This is a genomic window from Anabaena sp. UHCC 0451 (assembly GCF_034931405.1).
Taxonomy (GTDB): Bacteria; Cyanobacteriota; Cyanobacteriia; order Cyanobacteriales; family Nostocaceae; genus RDYJ01.
Map to the genome: position 1 here is coordinate 41,382 of NZ_JAYGHA010000005.1, position 18,970 is coordinate 60,351.

Here is an 18,970-nt window from a genome sequence, read left to right on the forward strand (position 1 = left end):
GGATAACTGATAACTGAATTCTTCCGTTTTAGATGATTTGGCAATACTCTGATGAGACACTAATAAAGTAGAACTAATACCCAAGATAGTGATAGCTGAAGTTAAGAATTTCATGATTAGTAATTTACATCCTACAAACTAGGTTTTTTCCAACAATCAAATAGGATTCCTGTATTATTAGGACTTACGCAAGTGTCATACCAAAAATTTGTTGTAGGGTGCGTCAGATATCAAAAATACGTTTATTTACAGGATTTATGCCGTCTGACGCACCCTACCAATATGCCAGTTGAGTAAATTCTAATTATATCTAAAAATCAGAGCTATTTATCTCATGTTGAAACTTAACCTAGTACAACCCCAATGGGTAGAAAAATCTGAAAACTTGTATTTCCTGGTTCAGATTTAAGTTTGATTTGCCCATGATGTTTATCAACGATAATATCATTAATAATATCTAAACCCAAACCGCTACCTTTACCCACTCCTTTGGTAGTGAAAAATGGTTCAAAAATCCGATTTTGAATTTCTGGGGGTATACCCAGTCCATTATCAGCAATTTCTACAATTAAATATTGATCATTTCGAGAAGTACGGATATAAATATTTCCCTTTCCTTCTAAAGCATCCACAGCATTATCAATTAAATTTGTCCATACCTGATTTAATTCACTACCAGATGTTTGAATAACAGGTAAATTCTGTTCATATTCTCGTATTATCTCAATCCCACCTTTTAATTTATGACGAAGCATAGTCAGAGTATTTTCAATTCCTTCATGAACATCAACTTGATGAACTTGAAATTGATTTGTGTGAGCATAAGATTTAACAGATTTGACTAATTCAGAAATGCGAATATTACTTTGTTCAATTTCTTTAATTAGAGTTGTAGTTATTAAATTAGCAGCTAACCAATGAATGACATCATTAATAGCATCATCAGGAATTTGAGAAGTGAGAAATTCTAGTTTTTGACTATCTAAACCAGCATCAACTAAGATTGAAGTAATTTCCCAACCTTGATTTATTTTATGTTCTTCTAACCAGTCTGTAATTTCATCTTCCAGATCGTTTTGTTGAAGTAAATTAATTTTAGTAGTAGAAATATTAGCTTGTGCTTGACTTTGGAAATCAGCTAAAAAATCTAATTGTGCTGGAGTAAATGAATATTGATTTAGTCGTAAAGCTAAAATTTGTGCTTCCTGAAAACGAGTTTGTAATTCTTCTGCTACCCTTGCTCCTGCTGCGGCTGGATTTTTCAATTCATGGGCAATTCCAGCAGATAATTTACCCAAAGATGCGAGTTTTTCCTGTTGTTGTAATTGTTGTTCAACCGTTTTTGTTCTTGCTGCAAAAGTGGAGATAACTATATCAGCTAAAGGTGGAAAAGTAGCAATAATTTGTTTAAAAGTTTTGAGTTCTAATTTGAGTACCCGACTCGCTAAAGTTGCATATCCACTAGCAATAGAATCAGCTTCTGTGAGAATAGAAAGCTCACCAATAAACTCACCGCGTTGATGTTGAGCAAGTATTTTTTCTTGTCCTCCTATTTCCTTTGTTATCCTAATTTCTCCCTCTAAAACAACGTGAAAATCATAACTCCTATCTCCTTCTTTAAATAAATAATCACCTACATTCAAATTAATCTCAGTTCCATATTTTTGTAGATGCTGTAAAACTTCATTTGATAACTTAGGAAAAAGAGTAGGAGAATTATTGGATTCTTGCAGCATAAAAACCTCATTCAAAAAAGCGGAACGATTCTACATATTGATGATGATTCTCTAAAATTTTATTGATATTAAAAATTTTTGAGACGTTATATATAACGTCTCTACATAATTTAATTGCTTTCAATTAACAGGGTAAGTAATTGTATTAGCATTAGTCAAAGTCACCAAAATTTTGACTCTTAACAAGTAAGCAATACAAAGTGAGATGGTATTCACCATTGCTAGTCCTTGTAAAGCTCAGTACACTAGGTTGCCACTACCACGTAATTGTCGCAAAGAATTGATACAAAATGGACAGTCACATTTAAATATTCTAATTGCAGCCTCGCTTTCTTCTTCCGTAAAATCCAGTTCTGTGACTGTGCTGTCAGATGGCTGTGCTGCGAGTACCATCGACTTTGGTGCAGGAGCAGCTTTTGGATCTCTCTCAGAATCGCGAATACACACAAAATCTTTAAGGCCGTGGGGATTAGTAATACAGGTACTATTATCATTGGTGTGTATTAATTGCTGGTTAAGATTAACACTAGCATGAGCCGGATTGATTATCCCTAGTGTAGACATTAATGAGGTAAAAATGGAAGACGTGGCAAACAGATTAAGTATGAGCTTCTTATTCATAAATTTCCTAAAATTCCTAAAATGAAGATAACTGACCGTCTAGGTTATGCGATTTACTATCAAAAATCAAGTACATTTTGAAAACTGCTCATCTAACGTAAATTGCTAGTTAGGAGTTTTTGAATTTTGAATTTTTCCCTATCACACTTAAAGTCATACAATTTGAATTATTCTTTAATCTCAACGGGAAGACGAACTTGAAAACAAGTATTACCGGAACAAGAGGTAAATCTGATATCACCTTTATGTTTACCAACCACAGTTCGGTAAACGAAATCCAAACCTAATCCTTTACCTTGTCCCACACTTTTAGTAGTAAAGAAAGGTTCAAAAATGCGGGATTGAATTTCTGGTGATATACCGTTTCCATTATCAATAATTTCTATCAAAACTTGTTCATTTTCGCATTTAGTCCGAATAGAAATTTGACCTTGATGACAAATCGCATCTAAAGCATTCTCAATCAGATGAGTCCATACTTGATTTAACTCACTACCATAGGCACTAATTCTAGGTAAATTACCGTATTCTTTAGTGATGATTACACTATCTTTGAATTTGTGTTGCATCATTTTCAGGGTACTTTCTAATCCATCATGAACATTCACCTCTTGCAGAGGGGCGCGATCCATGTAGGAATAATCCTGAAGTGCCTTTACAAGCTCCGAGACACGGGCTGAACCTGCTTCTAGCTCAGAAAGCAACCCCAGCCCTGTTAAAGTGGCTTCTAGCCAAGATAAAATATCTCCTAAAGACTGATTTGGTACTTGCTGGATAATTTTGTCAATGTCTTCACCATTGAGTCCCACACTCACCAAAGTAGGAGCTAATTTCCAACCATTCTTAACACCATGATCTTCTAACCAATCGATTAATTCATCTTCTTGATCGCATCGAGTCAAAGGAGCAATTTGAGCAGATTTTTGTTGACGTGCAATTACATCTTTTTGCAAAGAAGCCAAGTATCCAATTTGTTCTTTGTTCAGTTGCTGTTGACTAAGTTGAATCACCAAAGATGGTAAATTTTGAAACAGCTTTTGTAGTTCCCCAACACCGCGTCTTACCGCAGCCATTGGGTTATTCATTTCGTGAGAAAGTCCAGCGGACATTGTTCCCAAAGCTGCTAATTTTTCCCGTTGCTGGGACATAGATTGTAATTCCTGTAACCGCTGTGCCGTTGTTTGTAGAATAGAAGTAGTGACGCTAGGCATTGTAGCCAACATTTGCCAAAAGATATCTTTTTCCAATTCCAAAATATGACATGGTTGCACAGCTGTACCAGTACCTGGTAATTTGCTTTCTCCGGTTAAAAGTAGCAACTCACCAAATAAAGTTTTCGATCCATAATTTACCAAAACAATTTTTTCATTACCTATTTGTTGAGTAATTTGCACTTCACCGTCAATCAAAATAAAAACTTGATCAGCGGGATCACCAAAAGCCCGATGAATCTCACCAGCTTGAAGCCAAACTTCTTTTCCTTGTTCACACAACCAACGTAATTGTTCGTCATTTAAACTGGCAAACAATTCCACTTGACGTAAAACTTCTATATCCAACATTGCAATTAGACATCCCCAACAACAATAAACATCTAAAAAAAGAACAATTCATCTGTATTTTATCTGCGTTTATCTGCGTCCATCTGCGTTTGAATAATCCTATAAAACCTTAGCCAGATATTGATGAATAAAACTCACACAAATAGAACCTTCTCCAACGCCTGAAGCCACCCGTTTTATAGAACCATGATGAACATCACCAACTGCAAAAATACCGGGTACGCTAGTTTCTAATAAATAAGGATCTCTATCTGCATACCATCCTTTGGGACGTTTACTATCTTTTAACAAATCTGGACCAGTGAGAATAAAACCCCGTTCATCTCGTTCTACAATTCCTTCTAACCAGTCAGTATGAGGAACTGCACCGATGAAAATAAACAGGGAGTTAGCTGCAACAGTTTCCTGTTCACCGGTGACACTATTGAGAATAGTTAAAGCTTCTAAACTATCTTCCCCTTTGGCTTCCACTACACTGGAATTGAGTTGAACAATGATGTTTTCTGTTGCACTAATCTGATCAACTAGATACTGTGACATTCCCTTACCCAGATTGTCTGCACGGACTAACATATGCACTTGTTTGGCAAATTTACTAAAGTGCATGGCAGCTTGTCCGGCGGAGTTTGCACCCCCAATAATGTAGACTTGTTCGTTGCTACATTCCATTGCTTCGGTCATGGCTGCGCCGTAGTATACACCGCGACCTGTGAGTTTTTCAATGCCGGGGACGTTTAACCGTCGCCAGGATACCCCCATTGCCAACATTAAGGCATGACAAGCAATTTCTGAACCGTCTTTAAGGATGGCGTAACGATAGAAACCATCGATGCGAATTCCTACAACCTCTTGGGGGGTGAGAATTTCTACACCAAAGCGTTTGGCTTGGGTAACTCCGCGTCTGGCTAAATCTGCACCGCTAAGACCGACAGGAAAGCCTAGATAGTTCTCAATTCGGGAGCTTGTACCGGCTTGTCCTCCGGGGGCTTCTCGTTCGATCATCACAGTTTTTAGCCCTTCTGATGCACCATAAACTGCGGCGGCTAAACCGGCAGGTCCGCCACCAACAATAACTAGGTCATAAAATGGTTGTTTGGCTTGGGTTTGCAGTCCTATTTTTTCGGCGACTTGGATGTTACTAGGTTTAACTAAACGTGATCCGTCTCCCAGAATAACGAGGGGGAGGCTGAGTTTGTTTTCACCGCTGTAGTTGAGTAGTTCTTGTGCTTCTTTGTCGCGTTCAATGTCTAACCACTGATAGGGTACTTGGTTACGGGCGAGGAAATCTTTGATGTTATGGGAGTCAGGGGACCATCTATTACCGATGACGCGAATACCTGCAAAGGGTGGATGATAGGAGGCTAACCAGTCATCTAGTAAATCGTTGAGGATGGGGTATAATTTTTCTTCTGGTGGGTCCCAAGGTTTGGTTAAATAGTAATTGATATTGGTTTTATTGATGGCGGCGATCGCTGCATCCGTATCAGCGTAAGCCGTGAGTAATGCGCGTTTGGCTTCGGGAAAGATGGTGATTGCTTCTTGGAGAAATTCTATACCAGTCATTTGCGGCATTCTTTGATCCGCTAGGAATAAGGCGACTGTCTCGTTACGTAATTTTAATTCTTTGATGGCTTCTAGTGCCTGTGCGCCTGACTCTGCGCGTAAAATACGGAAGCGATCGCCATATTCTTTTCTGAGATCACGAGCGATCGCTTGTAATACTTGCGGATCATCATCCACAGTCAGAATCATTGGTTTAGCCATAATTTTCTCTGTATTTTTGCCAATTATTATGGTAATAAAAGTCTACTTAATAGATTTTTTCTCCGTATAACCTTCTAAAACTCGATTACCCATAATTAATTACAATAGCCGAATATGGAGATTTTTATCCGACATCCTATCATTAAAACTGATCATTTTTTGCAAAATTCATATATATTTTTTCCTATGGAAAATCCGGGGGAACGTAGGATAAATTCACGTAATCTTCATAAATAAACTCTTACAGTATTTACTGAAGTCGTATTACTATGTTTGAATACCTTCAGTTTTCTGCAATTGGCTGTGTAGATTCGGAATCTATACTTTGAGAAGGTTCACAAACAGAAAGGTCTGTTGTGAGATGAAGTAGATCGAGTTGCTTCATTTTTTGAGTTTTGGAAATTGTTGATTAGACATCTCCAGAAATTTAATGTCCCTCCAACAACCGGAGCATTTTAGGTTAAATTTCCGAGGTGTCTATTGCATTTGCAAGAAGTAATACCTACGAGCAAAGTTTGATAATTTGAGTTTGCAAAGCGAGTTTTTCATCTACACCAGATTTCAGCATTAGCTCTAGTTCCAAGAGCATTTTCAAACTATTTTTCAGCTTGTTTACACAACAATTAGCAACCTCTTGGCGTATGTAATACAAGCGTTTGGGATTTTTCACGTCTGCGAGTTGGGCTATTGTATTGTCGTCTTGACACCCGGTGATGATCATCTGTTTGACTGTTAGCCAAGTGCGAAAGGTAGTAGTCAGGGTAGCGGTAATCTTTAAAGCTGGTTCGTTAAAGTTAATTAAGCGTTCAACAAATTCTAATGCTTGAGCAATGTTACCCAAGCGAATGGCGTTGGCTAGTTGTAAACTATTAGCAGCACTTTCTGAGACTAATTCTTTCACCATATCTTCATTGACTGTTTTACCCAAAGCATAGGTTTTGAGCTTTTCTAGTTCGGTGAATATCAGTCGTGTATGATTGCCTGTGTAATCAATTAATACTTTGTAGGCATCGGTGGTGAGTGTTACACCTATTTCGTCAGCTAAAGTACGAGTTTGCTGTATTAATGCTTGGGTTTGCCATTGGGGAATGAGAGGAAATTCTTTTACCTGTGCGTATTCCAGTAGGAGTTTGACTGATTTATTTCTCGCGTCAGGTTTGTGAGTGTTGGTGATAAGGAGGGTATTTGTTGAGGGAATTTTGGGGAGAATGGACTCCAACTGCAACAAAATTTCTTTTGAACCAACTCCCAGTAATGTGCTGTTGGGCAAATGTACTAATCGTCCTCCACTCCCAACTGGTGGTGTCATGATATCGGATAATGCTTGAGGAATGGTTTCTTTAGATTCTGGGGGGTATTCTGTATAGTTGAAGTCTGCCCATTGTTGATCTAGAGTGTGGGTTTTTAGTTGTTTGATGGCGCGAGTTAGAAAGAATTCGTTTTCACCAAAGTATAGGTATGTTGGCATTGTAGTACGGCAATACAATTGTCGTACATGAGCGTTAGCTCTAAATATACTATGATAGGAGTTCAAAATTTGCCCTGCATCGAAAAAGGGCAGACTTTTGGCAGGTCTTAAATAGTAAAAATAAAAGTAACAAGGTATAATAATATGACTAAGCAGTAGCTAATAAAAACTTATTTCTGGGCTGTTGTGAAAACTGCTGGCATCAAAACTAACTCTGGACTACAAACACTATAAAAACAATTGGTATTATTATGTCAACAGAAAAACCATCAATTAAAGTAACCGATATTGCCGAATATATTCGTTATAAATCATGTGATCGCCGTTTCAAACTGAAGTTGAATAATTCCGAAATCGCTAAAGAATACAAGTTTATCTACAACTTGATTCAAGCAACTTCTTTAGATCTAGTTTTAGAAGCAGAAGGTCACAGAAGAGAAAAAGAATGGAAAGATTCACTTGAAAAAATGGGGTTACGTGCCTTAACTCAAGGTGATAAAAATTCAGATTCAGTGCAACCAACTAATTGGAATAACTTTGTTGAAGAGTTAAATAAATTGCCAGTTGGACAAAAAGCTTATGGACGAGAAATATCCATAAAAGGAAATCTGGGTGAGTTTAATATTAGTGGAACAATAGATTTTGCAATTATTTTATGGGAAAAAAATGAACCTAAATTGCGATTAGTGGAGTGCAAAGCATCTCGAAAAGATAGAACTTATCATCAAGTACAAGTTGCTGTATATCGAATGATTGTACGTCAGTTGATAAAAGATAATCCAGTCACTATTAATCAAGTAGAACTGAAACCTGAAAATATTGAATGTGTTGTTGTTAGAATTGATGAAAATACTAATAAAAGCCAAGATATTCTTCAATCTAAAGCTCTAAACCTGGATATTATAGAATCCGACATCAACCGTTTATTAGCTTCTGATGGTTCATTATACCGGATTGTACAAGCTAACTTAGCTGACTTAGATTATGAGTTAGATCAAAAATGTAGTGATTGTACATTGAGTGTTCATTGTTTGGCTGAAAGTGCTAGAGAACGTCGTTTAGAATTATTAGGACTAGATTCATCAATTGTGAAGTCTTTACATAAAGTAAATATTAATAATATTGATGATTTAGCTAACATTGATTTAACAGGAAATCAAGCTATTCAAATTCAACAAGATATAAGTTTTACAGAAAATTTAGAACTTCTTAAATTAAAGGCAGAAACTCGTAGACATACCCTTCCTGATGGAGATTCTGATCCAGATACTTATGATGTACAAGCATTACCAAATTATTCAGGGGGTCAAAGTCAACTTCCACAACATACAATTAATGAAGAACGTCTGATCCGTATTTATCTTTCTGTTGAATATGATTATGTTGAAAATAGAATAGGCGCGTTAGCTGCTCATGTCACGAAAAGTAAAGGAAAATTAGATCCGAAATTTATACAAAATGAAGACGGAAAATGGCAACCTCACACAAACCTTAAAGAATATATAGAAGAAGGACATGATGAAAATAATAACCCTATTTATAAAGAAAAAGAACTGGAAGGTGAAGATTTAATTGAATCTCAAACATCTGCATGGACAGGAGACTATAAAATAGATACTGGTTCTGAAAGACAGTTAATACAGGGTTTTTTAAGAAAATTAGTTGGTAGAATTGCAAAAGTAGCTAGAACAGAAAAAGCACCAATTCATTTTTATGTTTGGTCACGCCAGGAAATGACTCAACTGGTTGAAGGGTGTTCTCGTGTTGATTCTCAACTTCTAAGTAATTTGCGAGAATTACTGGGTTGTCGTGAAAGTTTAGAACAATTAATTTATTCTTGTCTTTATGATGAAGTAGATCGTCGTTATGCTTTAGGATGGACAGGAAGAGATTTAGCAGTTGTAACCTCCCTCAAATGGTTTGGGAGACGTTATCACTGGAAACGGGACATTAATGGACAACAGATTAATTTAGATCAGGCTTTTTCTCAAGATGTTTTTGACTTTAAAACTAATTTAGAAATAGATGATAGTAATCATCAATGGGCAACACCAAATTCTGAAAGTACCCATAAACATCCGTTTGAAGTTAGGCTCAGATATTTTAATTCGTTGAGTGCAGCTTATTGGCGTGCCTTGTGGGATAAACTTCCTAGCCCTAATGATCCAAACCTTGCACTAAAAGTACAAAACTTAATTAAAACCTACAACGAAGCAAATAAACCTAATTACTTAGAAGAGTATTTTCGCGCTCGTACTCATGCTATTAGGTGGATTGAAGAAGGAATTAGGTTTAAAAATTCAGATATAACTAAAGAATCTTTAGTTATTGCTGATTTATCTAAATTCAACTTAGGTATAGATGGTGCGGCTCAAGCAGCTATAGATTTTTTACGTTTAGATCAGCACGTTAAAGTAACAGATTGGATTGCAAGTCATTTAATACCACCTATATATCGTATTTCTTTGGGGCGAACAATACCTGTCAAAAATGTAGTATTCCAGGGTAACAACAAACTAACAGCAGAAATTAGTTTTGATGGATATAACATCACTTCTGAAGTCTTGCAAGCTAACTGCACAATTGCTCAAGATTCATTTGTGCGGCTTAGTCCTAGTTCTGATGATCCACATAAAGGTCAAACAATCAATCAACTTTTGTACGGTGGAAGCACCTGTGTTGTGAAAGAAATTAACTGGGATAATAAGCAGATAGAGCTTTCTGTTATCCCTGGTCAGTCACAACGTTATCAACTTTACAGTAAGTCTTATCAAGGCATAACAACACAAGTTTTCCAAAACGCAACTTTAGATGAAAGTCCTTCAGATTTTGTAGCTGGAAGAGTTGATCAAAAACTACAAAATAGTCAAGGAAATCATGTTTGTCAATGGTTAGCTCCGCAAAATCAACAAGAAAATATACAAATTCCAGCACAAACTCCTATTTTACCGAATGACCTAGAACAATATGAAAATCTACTTCAGACTTTATCACTACCAAACAATAAAATATTAGACGATAAGCAAAAAGAAGCAGTTATCAATGGACTAAATACAAGAATTCAACTGTTGCAAGGTCCACCAGGAACTGGTAAAACAGAAACAACTGCGATCGCTACTTTTATTAGGATTCTAGCGCGTCGTTCTGCTGGTGATATTGTTATTATTACGGCTCATACTCATACGGCTGTAGACAATTTACTTTTACGATTAGATAATCTTTTACCAGTATTGCAACAACACGCTGCAAAGTCTGGATTTTCTGTTCCATCAATTCAGTTAGGTAAAGTGTATTCTAAAGAAATTAAGACAACAGGTGGAAGTATAACTGATTTTTCCGCAGAATCTTGCTTTAATAAAATTAAGGATTTACGAGGTAAAAAAACAGTTAAAAAAAGAACTTATTATAACCATATAGCAGTTATTGGTGGAACAACAGGTGCAATTTTAAAAATGTTAAATACACTGCAAGCGGCTGCAAGTTTTTCTGAATCTTATCCTCAAGGTTTTCAAACAACTACTCTAATTGTTGATGAAGCAAGTATGATGGTATTCCCTCACTTTTTGGCTTTAGCTACATTAGTCAGAAATGATGGTGAGATTATGTTAGCAGGAGATCCACGCCAACTTGCTCCTATTGTTACCCATGACTGGGAAAAAGAAGATCGTCCTCCTGTTGTATTTTACCAACCTTATGTTAGTGCCTACCAAGCAATTCAAAATCTAAAAGAAAACTCAGAAGTTTTAGTAACTGATGAAGCAATTTTACGTTCATCTTTAGATAATTCTTTTCGTTTACCTTATGAAGTTCGTAAACTGATTGATCCTCTTTATCAAAAAGATGATATTCAACTAAAAGGGAGAGAAAAAGATAAAAATCCAGAAGGAAAAGAGATTGCCGGAAATTGGGAACAGCTTTTACAAGGAACAAAAGGACTTTATCTTGTTTTGCATTCTGAACGTGAATCAAAACGTAGTAATCAAATTGAAGTAGAAATAATCAAACAGATTCTTGAAACTGGAGGAGAACTTCCTGATAGTTCTACTGCAATTCTTACACCACATCGCGCTCAAAGATCACTACTAAAAACAGAATTAGCAACTTATGGAAAGGTTGTAGATGTAATTGATACTGTCGAAAAAGTTCAGGGTGGTGAACGTGATAATGTAATTGTTTCTGCAACAGCAAGTAATCCATCAGCAATTAGCAAAAATGTGGAATTTATTCTTAGTCTCAATCGCTCAAATGTTGCATTTTCAAGAGCTAAAAAACGTTTAATAATAGTTTGTTCTAAAACACTACTGGATTATATTCCAACAGAAATTGAAAACTATCAAGAAGCCATTCTTTGGAAGAATTTGCGTTCCGAATGTTCAAAACGTATTTTTACAGAACAAATCGCTGGACACACAGTTGATGTGTTTACAAATCCTTGAAATGGGAGATAGCCGCAGATAACACCAAAATGTGACAGGTTGATAATAATTATAGATAATATGAGTACCTAAAAATTATAGGCGATCGCCCCATTACCGTAGACGATCGCCTTCATTATCAGTACAATCCCCCACTCAAAACAGACTCAACTGCTTTCCCACATCACCTTAAGGCTCAACAACCGAAAGTAACTCATCTCGTTTTTTAGCCATCAACTCCAAATAATACCCACCAGAATAGGCTTCAGAATTAGTCAATCCCGTAATCCCTTGATAAAACGTCACAACATCCCCAGTATTACCCAGAACCAAAAGAGCCTTTTCACCCTTCTTAATTTTCCGAGTAACCTGTAACTGTTCCACAGGAAAGTCACCAGAACGAATAACCTTGGTTAATTCCTGGTAATATTGTTCTGCCTTAGCCTTTGACAGAAGATATTGTGTCAAGTAGTTCAAAGGAAACTCCTTTTCTAGACGAGAACGATCGCGTTTCCGCCATGAACCCTTAGTAGTAATTTTACCATCTTCATGCCAGAGAATATAATTCTTAGCTCCTCTAGAGGGAACAAACATCGCTTGAGCAAGAATTTCCAACTCAATTTTGATACCAGTAGGTAAAGCATTTTGCAGCTTTTCAAATATCAGCAGAGGTTCAGAGTGGGAGAAGAACACACCATCAGTATCACTTTCAACCTGGATACCTCCCGCTTTTTCAATCACATCAATCATGAATCGCAGAATCCGTCTACCATAGGCTGTAACCAGTGCAGCAGCTTCCATATCGTTAAAACCAACACCAGAAGTCCCATAAAAGCCAAACAACGAGTTGATTAACACTTTGAGAGCAGCTTCAGCTTGTTTAGCAGCTAAATCTCCAGCTTTTCCTAATTCTTTGAGTCTGAGTCGTTCCCTGGTGAGATAATCGAGAATACTTAACCCCACTCGTCGCGTATCTTTGCGGGAGCAAATCCCATATTTAAGCATAATGCTGGGATACAGACTGGAAACATCAATTTTGGCAATGTGTTTGTGTAAACCTGGTACAGAAATTACCAGTCCTCCCTCAAATTTCAACTTCGGATCAGCAGTTGGTTTGTAACCTGGATATTGTCTTTCTAAAACTCGCTGCCATTTAGTACCATTACCAGTCAGCGATAGTTGTTGTAAGTTCATACCTGGTACTATCAGCGATTCATAGTAATAGGAAGGAACTAATTTATCAGCAATTAATTTGGTATCTTCTAGGTCATAAATTAGGTATTTTCTGATTGTTTCCCATCCTTGAGAACCTGCACCTTCACCCCAACAATGTTGAATTTCTTGGGGTGTTAAAACCAATCTAGCAGATTCTCGCAATCCCATTTCTATGACTGCACTTTTTAGGGAATGTTGATATAATGCTTTATTGACAAAATCCCATCTGAGGACACAAATATAAACATCAATATGTTGGCTGTTGCTGATGAATATTTCGGAAATATTTAGGGTTTGCTGAATAAAACTAAAACCGTTTATTAATAAGGGTTTTGCGAATTTTTAGAACAAAAAAGTGCAAGGGTTTGGCAAATTGAGTCTCAAAACAGTTGCATTTTTCCTTGTCGGATATAGGAAATTAAGTATATCCAGATGGCTGAAACTGTTCCCTGTTCCCTGTTCCCTGTTCCCTACCCTCACAGACAACTTTTTCAGCAAGCCCTATTTATATGCTTTATTGATACTTGATTATTAAAACCATAAGTTTTAATTTACTCTGAATGTAGTTTACTTATGTTACTTTTTGAAGTGCGGAATGTGGGATTAATGATATCTCTATTCAAGAGAGCGATCGCAAATTTCGACAGTGATTAACCTGTTAATTTACCGTCCATTTGGAGAACGGGAAAAAGAACGGCAGCGGATGGTAGAAAGTTCGAGATATACGAGAATAATCAACCCAAATTACTACCATCTTGCTGATTTATAACTAATCGCAAAACTGATAAACCCAAAATTATTAAAAATAACACCAAACCAATTGTACAAGCATAGCTAATTTCTAAATTATTAAATGCCTGTTCATACAAATAATAAACAATTGTCTTGGAACTATTCAGGGGACCACCTCCAGTCATAATATAAACCTCTTCAAAAACTTTAGTAGCAGAAATTGCCGAAATTACCGCTACCAAAGCTAAATAAGGCTGCATTAAAGGAATGGTAATATCTAAATGTTTACGAATACCATCTGAACCATCAATTGCAGCAGCTTCGTAAATATCAGCCGGAATAGATTGCAATCCCGCTAAATAAATTACCATATAATATCCTAGACCTTTCCAAATAGTTACAGCCATAACGCTGGCTAAGGAAATTGGGATAATTCCTAATATTTTAGCTGGACTAGTTAACCAAGGAATACCTTCGGGAAATAGCCCCAAAGTTTTGAAAAATTGATTTAATAAACCATTCTCTGCATACAGCCATTTCCAAGCAATTCCTGCAACTATCATGGAAATTACTACAGGTGTATAATATGCAGTTCTAAACCAATTCATTCCTCGCAATTTTTGATTGACTAAAATCGCTAAAATTAGGGGTGCAATTACCAAAATTGGGACAACACCAACAAGATAAAGAAAGGTATTTTCTAAAGTTTTCCAAAAAACAGCATCTTTCCACAAACGCAGAAAGTTATCAAATCCCACTAATTTAGGTGCTTCCCCAATATCTTGATAACTCGTAAAACTAAGGTAAAATGCTTGCAGAGCCGGCCAGAACACAGTTAAACTTAATATAATTAAAGCTGGCAATAAAAATAAATAAGGCGTTAATTTTTGTTGAATAAAAATCCAGTTTTGGGATGTTAATTGCTTCATCATATCTCAATATTATATAGTGATCCGATTTGATTCATGTCCGCGTAGCGTGGCGAAGCCATATTTTTCGTTGAGGCAGGGAACAGGGAACAGGGAACTAAGTTTACGTAGGCAAAGGTTTTTGATTTCCCTTAACTGACAAGTATGGCATTATATAGGGCTTGCTGAACAATTATCATATCTATTAGGGCTTGGGAATAGGGATTGACGCTCCCTGTGCCTTATAGAGAGGAGAGACGGTCATTTCTCCACAAGCGTTAAAAATTCTCTGGCAACTGGCAGGGTATTGAAGGTATAAATTAGTCAAAATTCTAATTAAACTATCCCAGTACTTGGCTGTATCATGTCTTTCTCAAGAAAGCATAGTAATTTTATTGGTGGCATTTTTCTATAATAATAGAGGATCATTATCTCAATTCAAGATAATGTTATTAATAACTTGATATCAGGTCAGATGCAATTTATCAGAGTTTATGAATCAAATTTATGAGCAAAATTATGGAAAAACTATTTTTCAATTAATGTTACTGGCACTTAATTGATAGCTGATAACCGATAACTGATAACAGATAAGTGAAAAAAATAGCATCAGAATACAAAGCTAATTTACTAGTGGTTGATGATCATCCTGACAACTTACGTGTACTATCTGCAATTCTTGGGCAGGAAGGGTACAAGGTCAGAAAAGCAATCAGCGCAGAAGTTGCATTAAATACAGTTAAAGTTGAAATTCCTGATTTAATTCTGCTAGATATCAAGATGCCAAAAATTGATGGCTACACCATTTGTGCAGTGCTAAAACAAAATGATGCCACTCGTGATATTCCCGTCATTTTCTTAAGTGCCTTGGATACTACTGCTGACAGGGTAAAAGGATTTGAAGTGGGCGGTGTTGACTACATTACTAAACCTTTTCAAGCTGAAGATGTATTAGCGAGAATTAAACATCAACTTACTATTGTCAGACAGCGCCAGGAACTTTATGAGCATAATCAGAACTTAATTAAAGAAATTCAGTATCGCAAACAAATTGAATCCAAACTAAAATTGTTACTGACAACGATTAATTTAGTTAGTCAAGCCCCTAATTTAGATCATGCTATAGAAGCTGTTCTCCGGGAAGTTTGCCGGACGATTAATTGGGACTATGGCGAGGCTTGGATTACTAAACCAGATAATACGGGATTACAACTAGGTCACGCTTATTATAATTGTTATGATCAAGAATTAACAAGGTTTCATCAAGCAAGTTTAGCGTACAGTTTTCCCTATGGATTTAAACTTATAGGACGAGTTTGGTCAACTCAAGAAACAGAATGGATTGAAGATATTTCCCAAGTGCAGGAAAATGTATTTTCACGGATTAAACTTGTCCAGGATACAGGATTAAAGACTGTATTTGCTGTACCAATTACTATAGAAGGAAGGGTGCTTGTGATTATGTGTTTATTTCAGCGATCATCCTTACTATACAATCCAGAATTAGTAGAGTTGGTAAGTGCAGTTGCTCTAGAATTAAGTGGCTTTATTGGACGCAAAAAAACGGAAGAAGCTCTGAAACAAGCAAATAAAGAGTTATTAAGGTTGGCAAATATAGATGGATTAACAGGAATTGCCAACCGCCGCTGTTTTGATAAATCACTTTCTCGTGAGTGGCTAAGACTGAAAAGGGAAGAATCACCCTTGACACTGCTACTAAGCGATATCGATTATTTTAAATTATACAATGATTATTATGGTCATCAAGCGGGTGATGAATGTCTGCGGCGAATAGCCAAAGCAATAGCAGAAAGTTGCAAACGTCCTGCGGATTTAGTAGCTCGTTATGGTGGTGAAGAGTTTGCTATCTTGTTACCTAATACCGATTTAGATGGAGCAATTTATATTACTCAACAAATTCAACAAGAAATAGCCAGTATGGCGATTCCTCACCAATGTTCTGATGTCAGTAATCAAGTTACTTTGAGTATTGGTCTTGTCAGTATGATTCCTACTAATGAAACTTCACGAGAAATCATGATTGCCGCAGCAGATAAGGCACTTTATCAGGCTAAAGACCAAGGACGGAACACCTATTGTATTTATCATTCTCAAGAATAGTCTGTGATATGGCTGTGCCTTTGTTTATAACACGTACACAACTGATGGAATTTCAGCGCCAGGTTTTAATCCGCTTTGTCTGGCGCTATTTTTTTTGAAAAAATTACCTCCAGTGAAGGTCAATCACCGGAGGATAGAATCCAAGACATTGGAATGTGGACTAGTCTTGATATCAGCTTATCTTGCTGATCAACCTATTTACTCTATCAGAAGGAAAGGATTTTTGCTAATTGTTAATATGTCAAATGAAGTATTTTTGTAAGAATTCAGGTGAGGCGATCAGATCCCCGACTTCTTTTGTTTATTGTGTTCATAAATGATAAATTGTTACCATTTTCTGCGGTAGATTAAATTTCTGGAAATTCAATTTCTGTAGAATTACCTTAATTGACTGAGGAAAATAATCAAAAAAAAAGACCCTTGGTGATATACCAAGGGATTCTGCAAGTCGGAATTATCGCACAAAGACATTCGCGCATCCAGAATAGCAATGCAACACTGTAATAATCTGCCAAAATGCCATAAATATAAAATCTCAGTATTAACCAATAATATTCAGAGCAAAAAAGCAAAGATTATATACATGATAGGTTGTTATGGAAAGAGATTATACTAATGAGTGTATGGTTCTTTGGTGATGTAGCGTCTTCAGGAAAAACTCATGAGAGCGATCGCCACTGCCAAAGCTATAATCAAAAATACAAATAAGTAGGATATATTAACTTTACTTACGTATTTTCATCCTGGTGCGAAATAATAAATTAAGATATGGCGATAGCAAAGCGCTCCGTAGGAATCGCGATTGATTTTGGTACTAGCAACACAGTCATTACTCGCTGGAACCCCGTTACCCAGCAGTCAGAAACCCTGACTTTGCCCGGTTTATCCATTCAACAAAGTCTCAATCCCCCCATGATTCCCAGCTTAGTCTATGTAGAAGAGGCGAGTCAGGGTAAAATCTTAGTTGGGCAGCAAGTGCGCGATCGCGGTCTGGATCTCAAAGGTGATACCAGATTTTTCCGTAGTTTTAAACGGGGAATAGGCGCGAATATTCAGGGTTTTTTACCCGAACTAGATGGGGAAATGATCACTTTTGAAAAAGTCGGCAAATGGTTTTTAACTAGGATAATCAAAGAATTAGCACCAATGGAAGGGGGTTTAGATTCTTTGGTGTTAACTGTACCTGTAGACAGTTTTGAAGCTTATCGCTACTGGTTAGGCAGAGTTTGTCAAGCCCTACCTGTAAAAGAAGTGCGGATGTTAGATGAACCCACGGCCGCAGCTTTAGGTTATGGTTTAGCAGCACAAGAAAATCTGTTAGTAATTGACTTTGGTGGTGGGACTCTTGATTTGTCCCTAGTGACTTTAGATCAAAATGCCCAAGCTAATCCTAAACCTGTGGGATTTTTGTTGAAGTGGGGTGATAAATCCCTAGCTGAAGACTCAAAACAAAAGGTAAAAACAGCACGTGTATTGGCAAAAGCAGGGCAAAATTTAGGTGGTACAGATATTGATAATTGGATAGTTGATTATTTCGCTAAAACTCAAGGATTGCCGGTAAATGCTGTGATTGCTCGATTAGCAGAACGGGTAAAAATTCAGTTATCTACCCAAAATCAAGCCAGTGAAGTTTATTTTAATGATGAAACTTTTGAAAGTTATGAATTGGATCTTAACCGTCAGACTTTAGAAAATATTCTCAAAGAAAATGGATTTTTTGATAAGTTACATGATGCGATGATGACTTTATTGCAGCAAGCCCGTCGTCAAGCCATAGAATTGGATGATATTAATGCAGTTTTATTAGTGGGCGGATCTGTGCAGTTACCCGCAGTGCAGACATGGGTAAGCCAATATTTTGAACCTGAAAAAATCCGCTGTGAACGTCCTTTTGAAGCGATCGCTCAAGGTGCGTTGCAAATCACACAAGGCTTAGAAATCAAGGACTATCTTTACCATAGCTATGGTGTGCGTTATTGGGATCGTCGTCATCAACGCCACAGTTGGCAACCAATTATTAAAACTGGTCAAGCTTATCCCATGAGTCAACCAGTAGAATTAGTTTTGGGTGCGTCTAGGGAAAATCAACCCAGTATTGAGTTAATTATCGGAGAATTGGGCGCTCAAACTGGAGGTACAGAAGTTTATTTTGATGGCGATCGCCTCATTACGCGTCAATTGGAAAGTTTTGCTACCACAGTTAGACCCCTAAATGATACAGAAAATGGTAAGAAAATTGCTAAACTCAGCCCCCCAGGTTTTCCAGGAAGCGATCGCATTAAAGTTCTGTTTCAAGTTGATGCCCAAGGCTTTTTACGCATTACCATTGAGGATTTGTTAACAAATAATACCCTCGCAGAAAATCAACTTGTCACACAATTGACTTAAACATTGAGGTTCAAATCATTGCAGTGCCGAATGTGGCATC

10 protein-coding genes are annotated in these 18,970 nt (G+C 36.9%); 3 read left to right on the forward strand and 7 right to left on the reverse strand.

Features of this window, described 5'->3' with window-relative positions:
* Positions 1–344 precede the first annotated feature (344 nt).
* The 5 genes from VB694_RS05090 to holA all read right to left on the reverse strand — a co-directional run bounded on the left by VB694_RS05090 (position 345) and on the right by holA (position 7,151).
* Positions 345–1,736, reverse strand: coding sequence for an ATP-binding protein (locus VB694_RS05090; protein WP_323359229.1), 1,392 nt, complete (start codon positions 1,734–1,736; stop codon positions 345–347).
* Between the two features lie 237 nt (positions 1,737–1,973).
* Positions 1,974–2,357 carry a hypothetical protein gene (locus VB694_RS05095; protein ID WP_323359230.1) on the reverse strand — a complete coding sequence of 128 codons (384 nt, stop codon included), beginning with the start codon at positions 2,355–2,357 and terminating at the stop codon, positions 1,974–1,976.
* Between the two features lie 167 nt (positions 2,358–2,524).
* Complete coding sequence (locus tag VB694_RS05100) at positions 2,525–3,919, reverse strand: ATP-binding protein (protein ID WP_323359231.1); 1,395 nt, start codon at positions 3,917–3,919, stop codon at positions 2,525–2,527.
* Positions 3,920–4,018: 99 nt separating this feature from the next.
* Positions 4,019–5,683 carry an FAD-dependent oxidoreductase gene (locus VB694_RS05105; RefSeq protein WP_323359232.1) on the reverse strand — a complete coding sequence of 555 codons (1,665 nt, stop codon included), beginning with the start codon at positions 5,681–5,683 and terminating at the stop codon, positions 4,019–4,021.
* Positions 5,684–6,185: 502 nt separating this feature from the next.
* Complete coding sequence (gene holA, locus VB694_RS05110; RefSeq protein WP_323359233.1) at positions 6,186–7,151, reverse strand: DNA polymerase III subunit delta; 966 nt, start codon at positions 7,149–7,151, stop codon at positions 6,186–6,188.
* Between the two features lie 251 nt (positions 7,152–7,402).
* On the opposite strand from holA, the gene VB694_RS05115 reads away from it, so the two are divergent.
* Positions 7,403–11,587 carry an AAA domain-containing protein gene (locus VB694_RS05115; RefSeq protein WP_323359234.1) on the forward strand — a complete coding sequence of 1,395 codons (4,185 nt, stop codon included), beginning with the start codon at positions 7,403–7,405 and terminating at the stop codon, positions 11,585–11,587.
* Between the two features lie 168 nt (positions 11,588–11,755).
* On the opposite strand, the gene VB694_RS05120 is transcribed toward VB694_RS05115, so the two are convergent.
* Both VB694_RS05120 and VB694_RS05125 read right to left on the reverse strand, forming a co-directional pair.
* Positions 11,756–12,949, reverse strand: coding sequence for a DNA polymerase domain-containing protein (locus VB694_RS05120; RefSeq protein WP_323359235.1), 1,194 nt, complete (start codon positions 12,947–12,949; stop codon positions 11,756–11,758).
* A gap of 566 nt (positions 12,950–13,515) precedes the next feature.
* Positions 13,516–14,442 (reverse strand): sugar ABC transporter permease, encoded by a 927-nt coding sequence (locus VB694_RS05125; protein ID WP_323359372.1) that lies wholly within the window; start codon positions 14,440–14,442, stop codon positions 13,516–13,518.
* 573 nt (positions 14,443–15,015) lie between these two features.
* Here VB694_RS05125 and VB694_RS05130 point away from each other — a divergent pair.
* Together VB694_RS05130 and VB694_RS05135 are read left to right on the forward strand one after the other, a co-directional pair.
* The gene (locus VB694_RS05130) at positions 15,016–16,542 is read left to right on the forward strand and encodes a diguanylate cyclase domain-containing protein (RefSeq protein WP_323359236.1); all 1,527 of its coding nucleotides are present in this window, start codon (positions 15,016–15,018) and stop codon (positions 16,540–16,542) included.
* 768 nt (positions 16,543–17,310) lie between these two features.
* Entirely contained in the window at positions 17,311–18,930 is a 1,620-nt protein-coding gene (locus tag VB694_RS05135) for an Hsp70 family protein (RefSeq protein WP_323359237.1), read from the forward strand.
* Positions 18,931–18,970 lie beyond the last annotated feature (40 nt).

Bases quoted from the DNA above. Each gene is read 5' to 3' on its own strand.
- VB694_RS05095 (WP_323359230.1), bottom strand. From the start codon at position 2,357: ATGAATAAGAAGCTCATACTTAATCTGTTTGCCACGTCTTCCATTTTT.
- VB694_RS05135 (WP_323359237.1), top strand. From the start codon at position 17,311: ATGGCGATAGCAAAGCGCTCCGTAGGAATCGCGATTGATTTTGGTACT.
- VB694_RS05120 (WP_323359235.1), bottom strand. From the start codon at position 12,949: ATGGGATTGCGAGAATCTGCTAGATTGGTTTTAACACCCCAAGAAATT.
- VB694_RS05105 (WP_323359232.1), bottom strand. From the start codon at position 5,683: ATGGCTAAACCAATGATTCTGACTGTGGATGATGATCCGCAAGTATTA.
- VB694_RS05090 (WP_323359229.1), bottom strand. From the start codon at position 1,736: ATGCTGCAAGAATCCAATAATTCTCCTACTCTTTTTCCTAAGTTATCA.
- VB694_RS05100 (WP_323359231.1), bottom strand. From the start codon at position 3,919: ATGTTGGATATAGAAGTTTTACGTCAAGTGGAATTGTTTGCCAGTTTA.
- VB694_RS05125 (WP_323359372.1), bottom strand. From the start codon at position 14,442: ATGAAGCAATTAACATCCCAAAACTGGATTTTTATTCAACAAAAATTA.
- holA (WP_323359233.1), bottom strand. From the start codon at position 7,151: ATGCCAACATACCTATACTTTGGTGAAAACGAATTCTTTCTAACTCGC.
- VB694_RS05115 (WP_323359234.1), top strand. From the start codon at position 7,403: ATGTCAACAGAAAAACCATCAATTAAAGTAACCGATATTGCCGAATAT.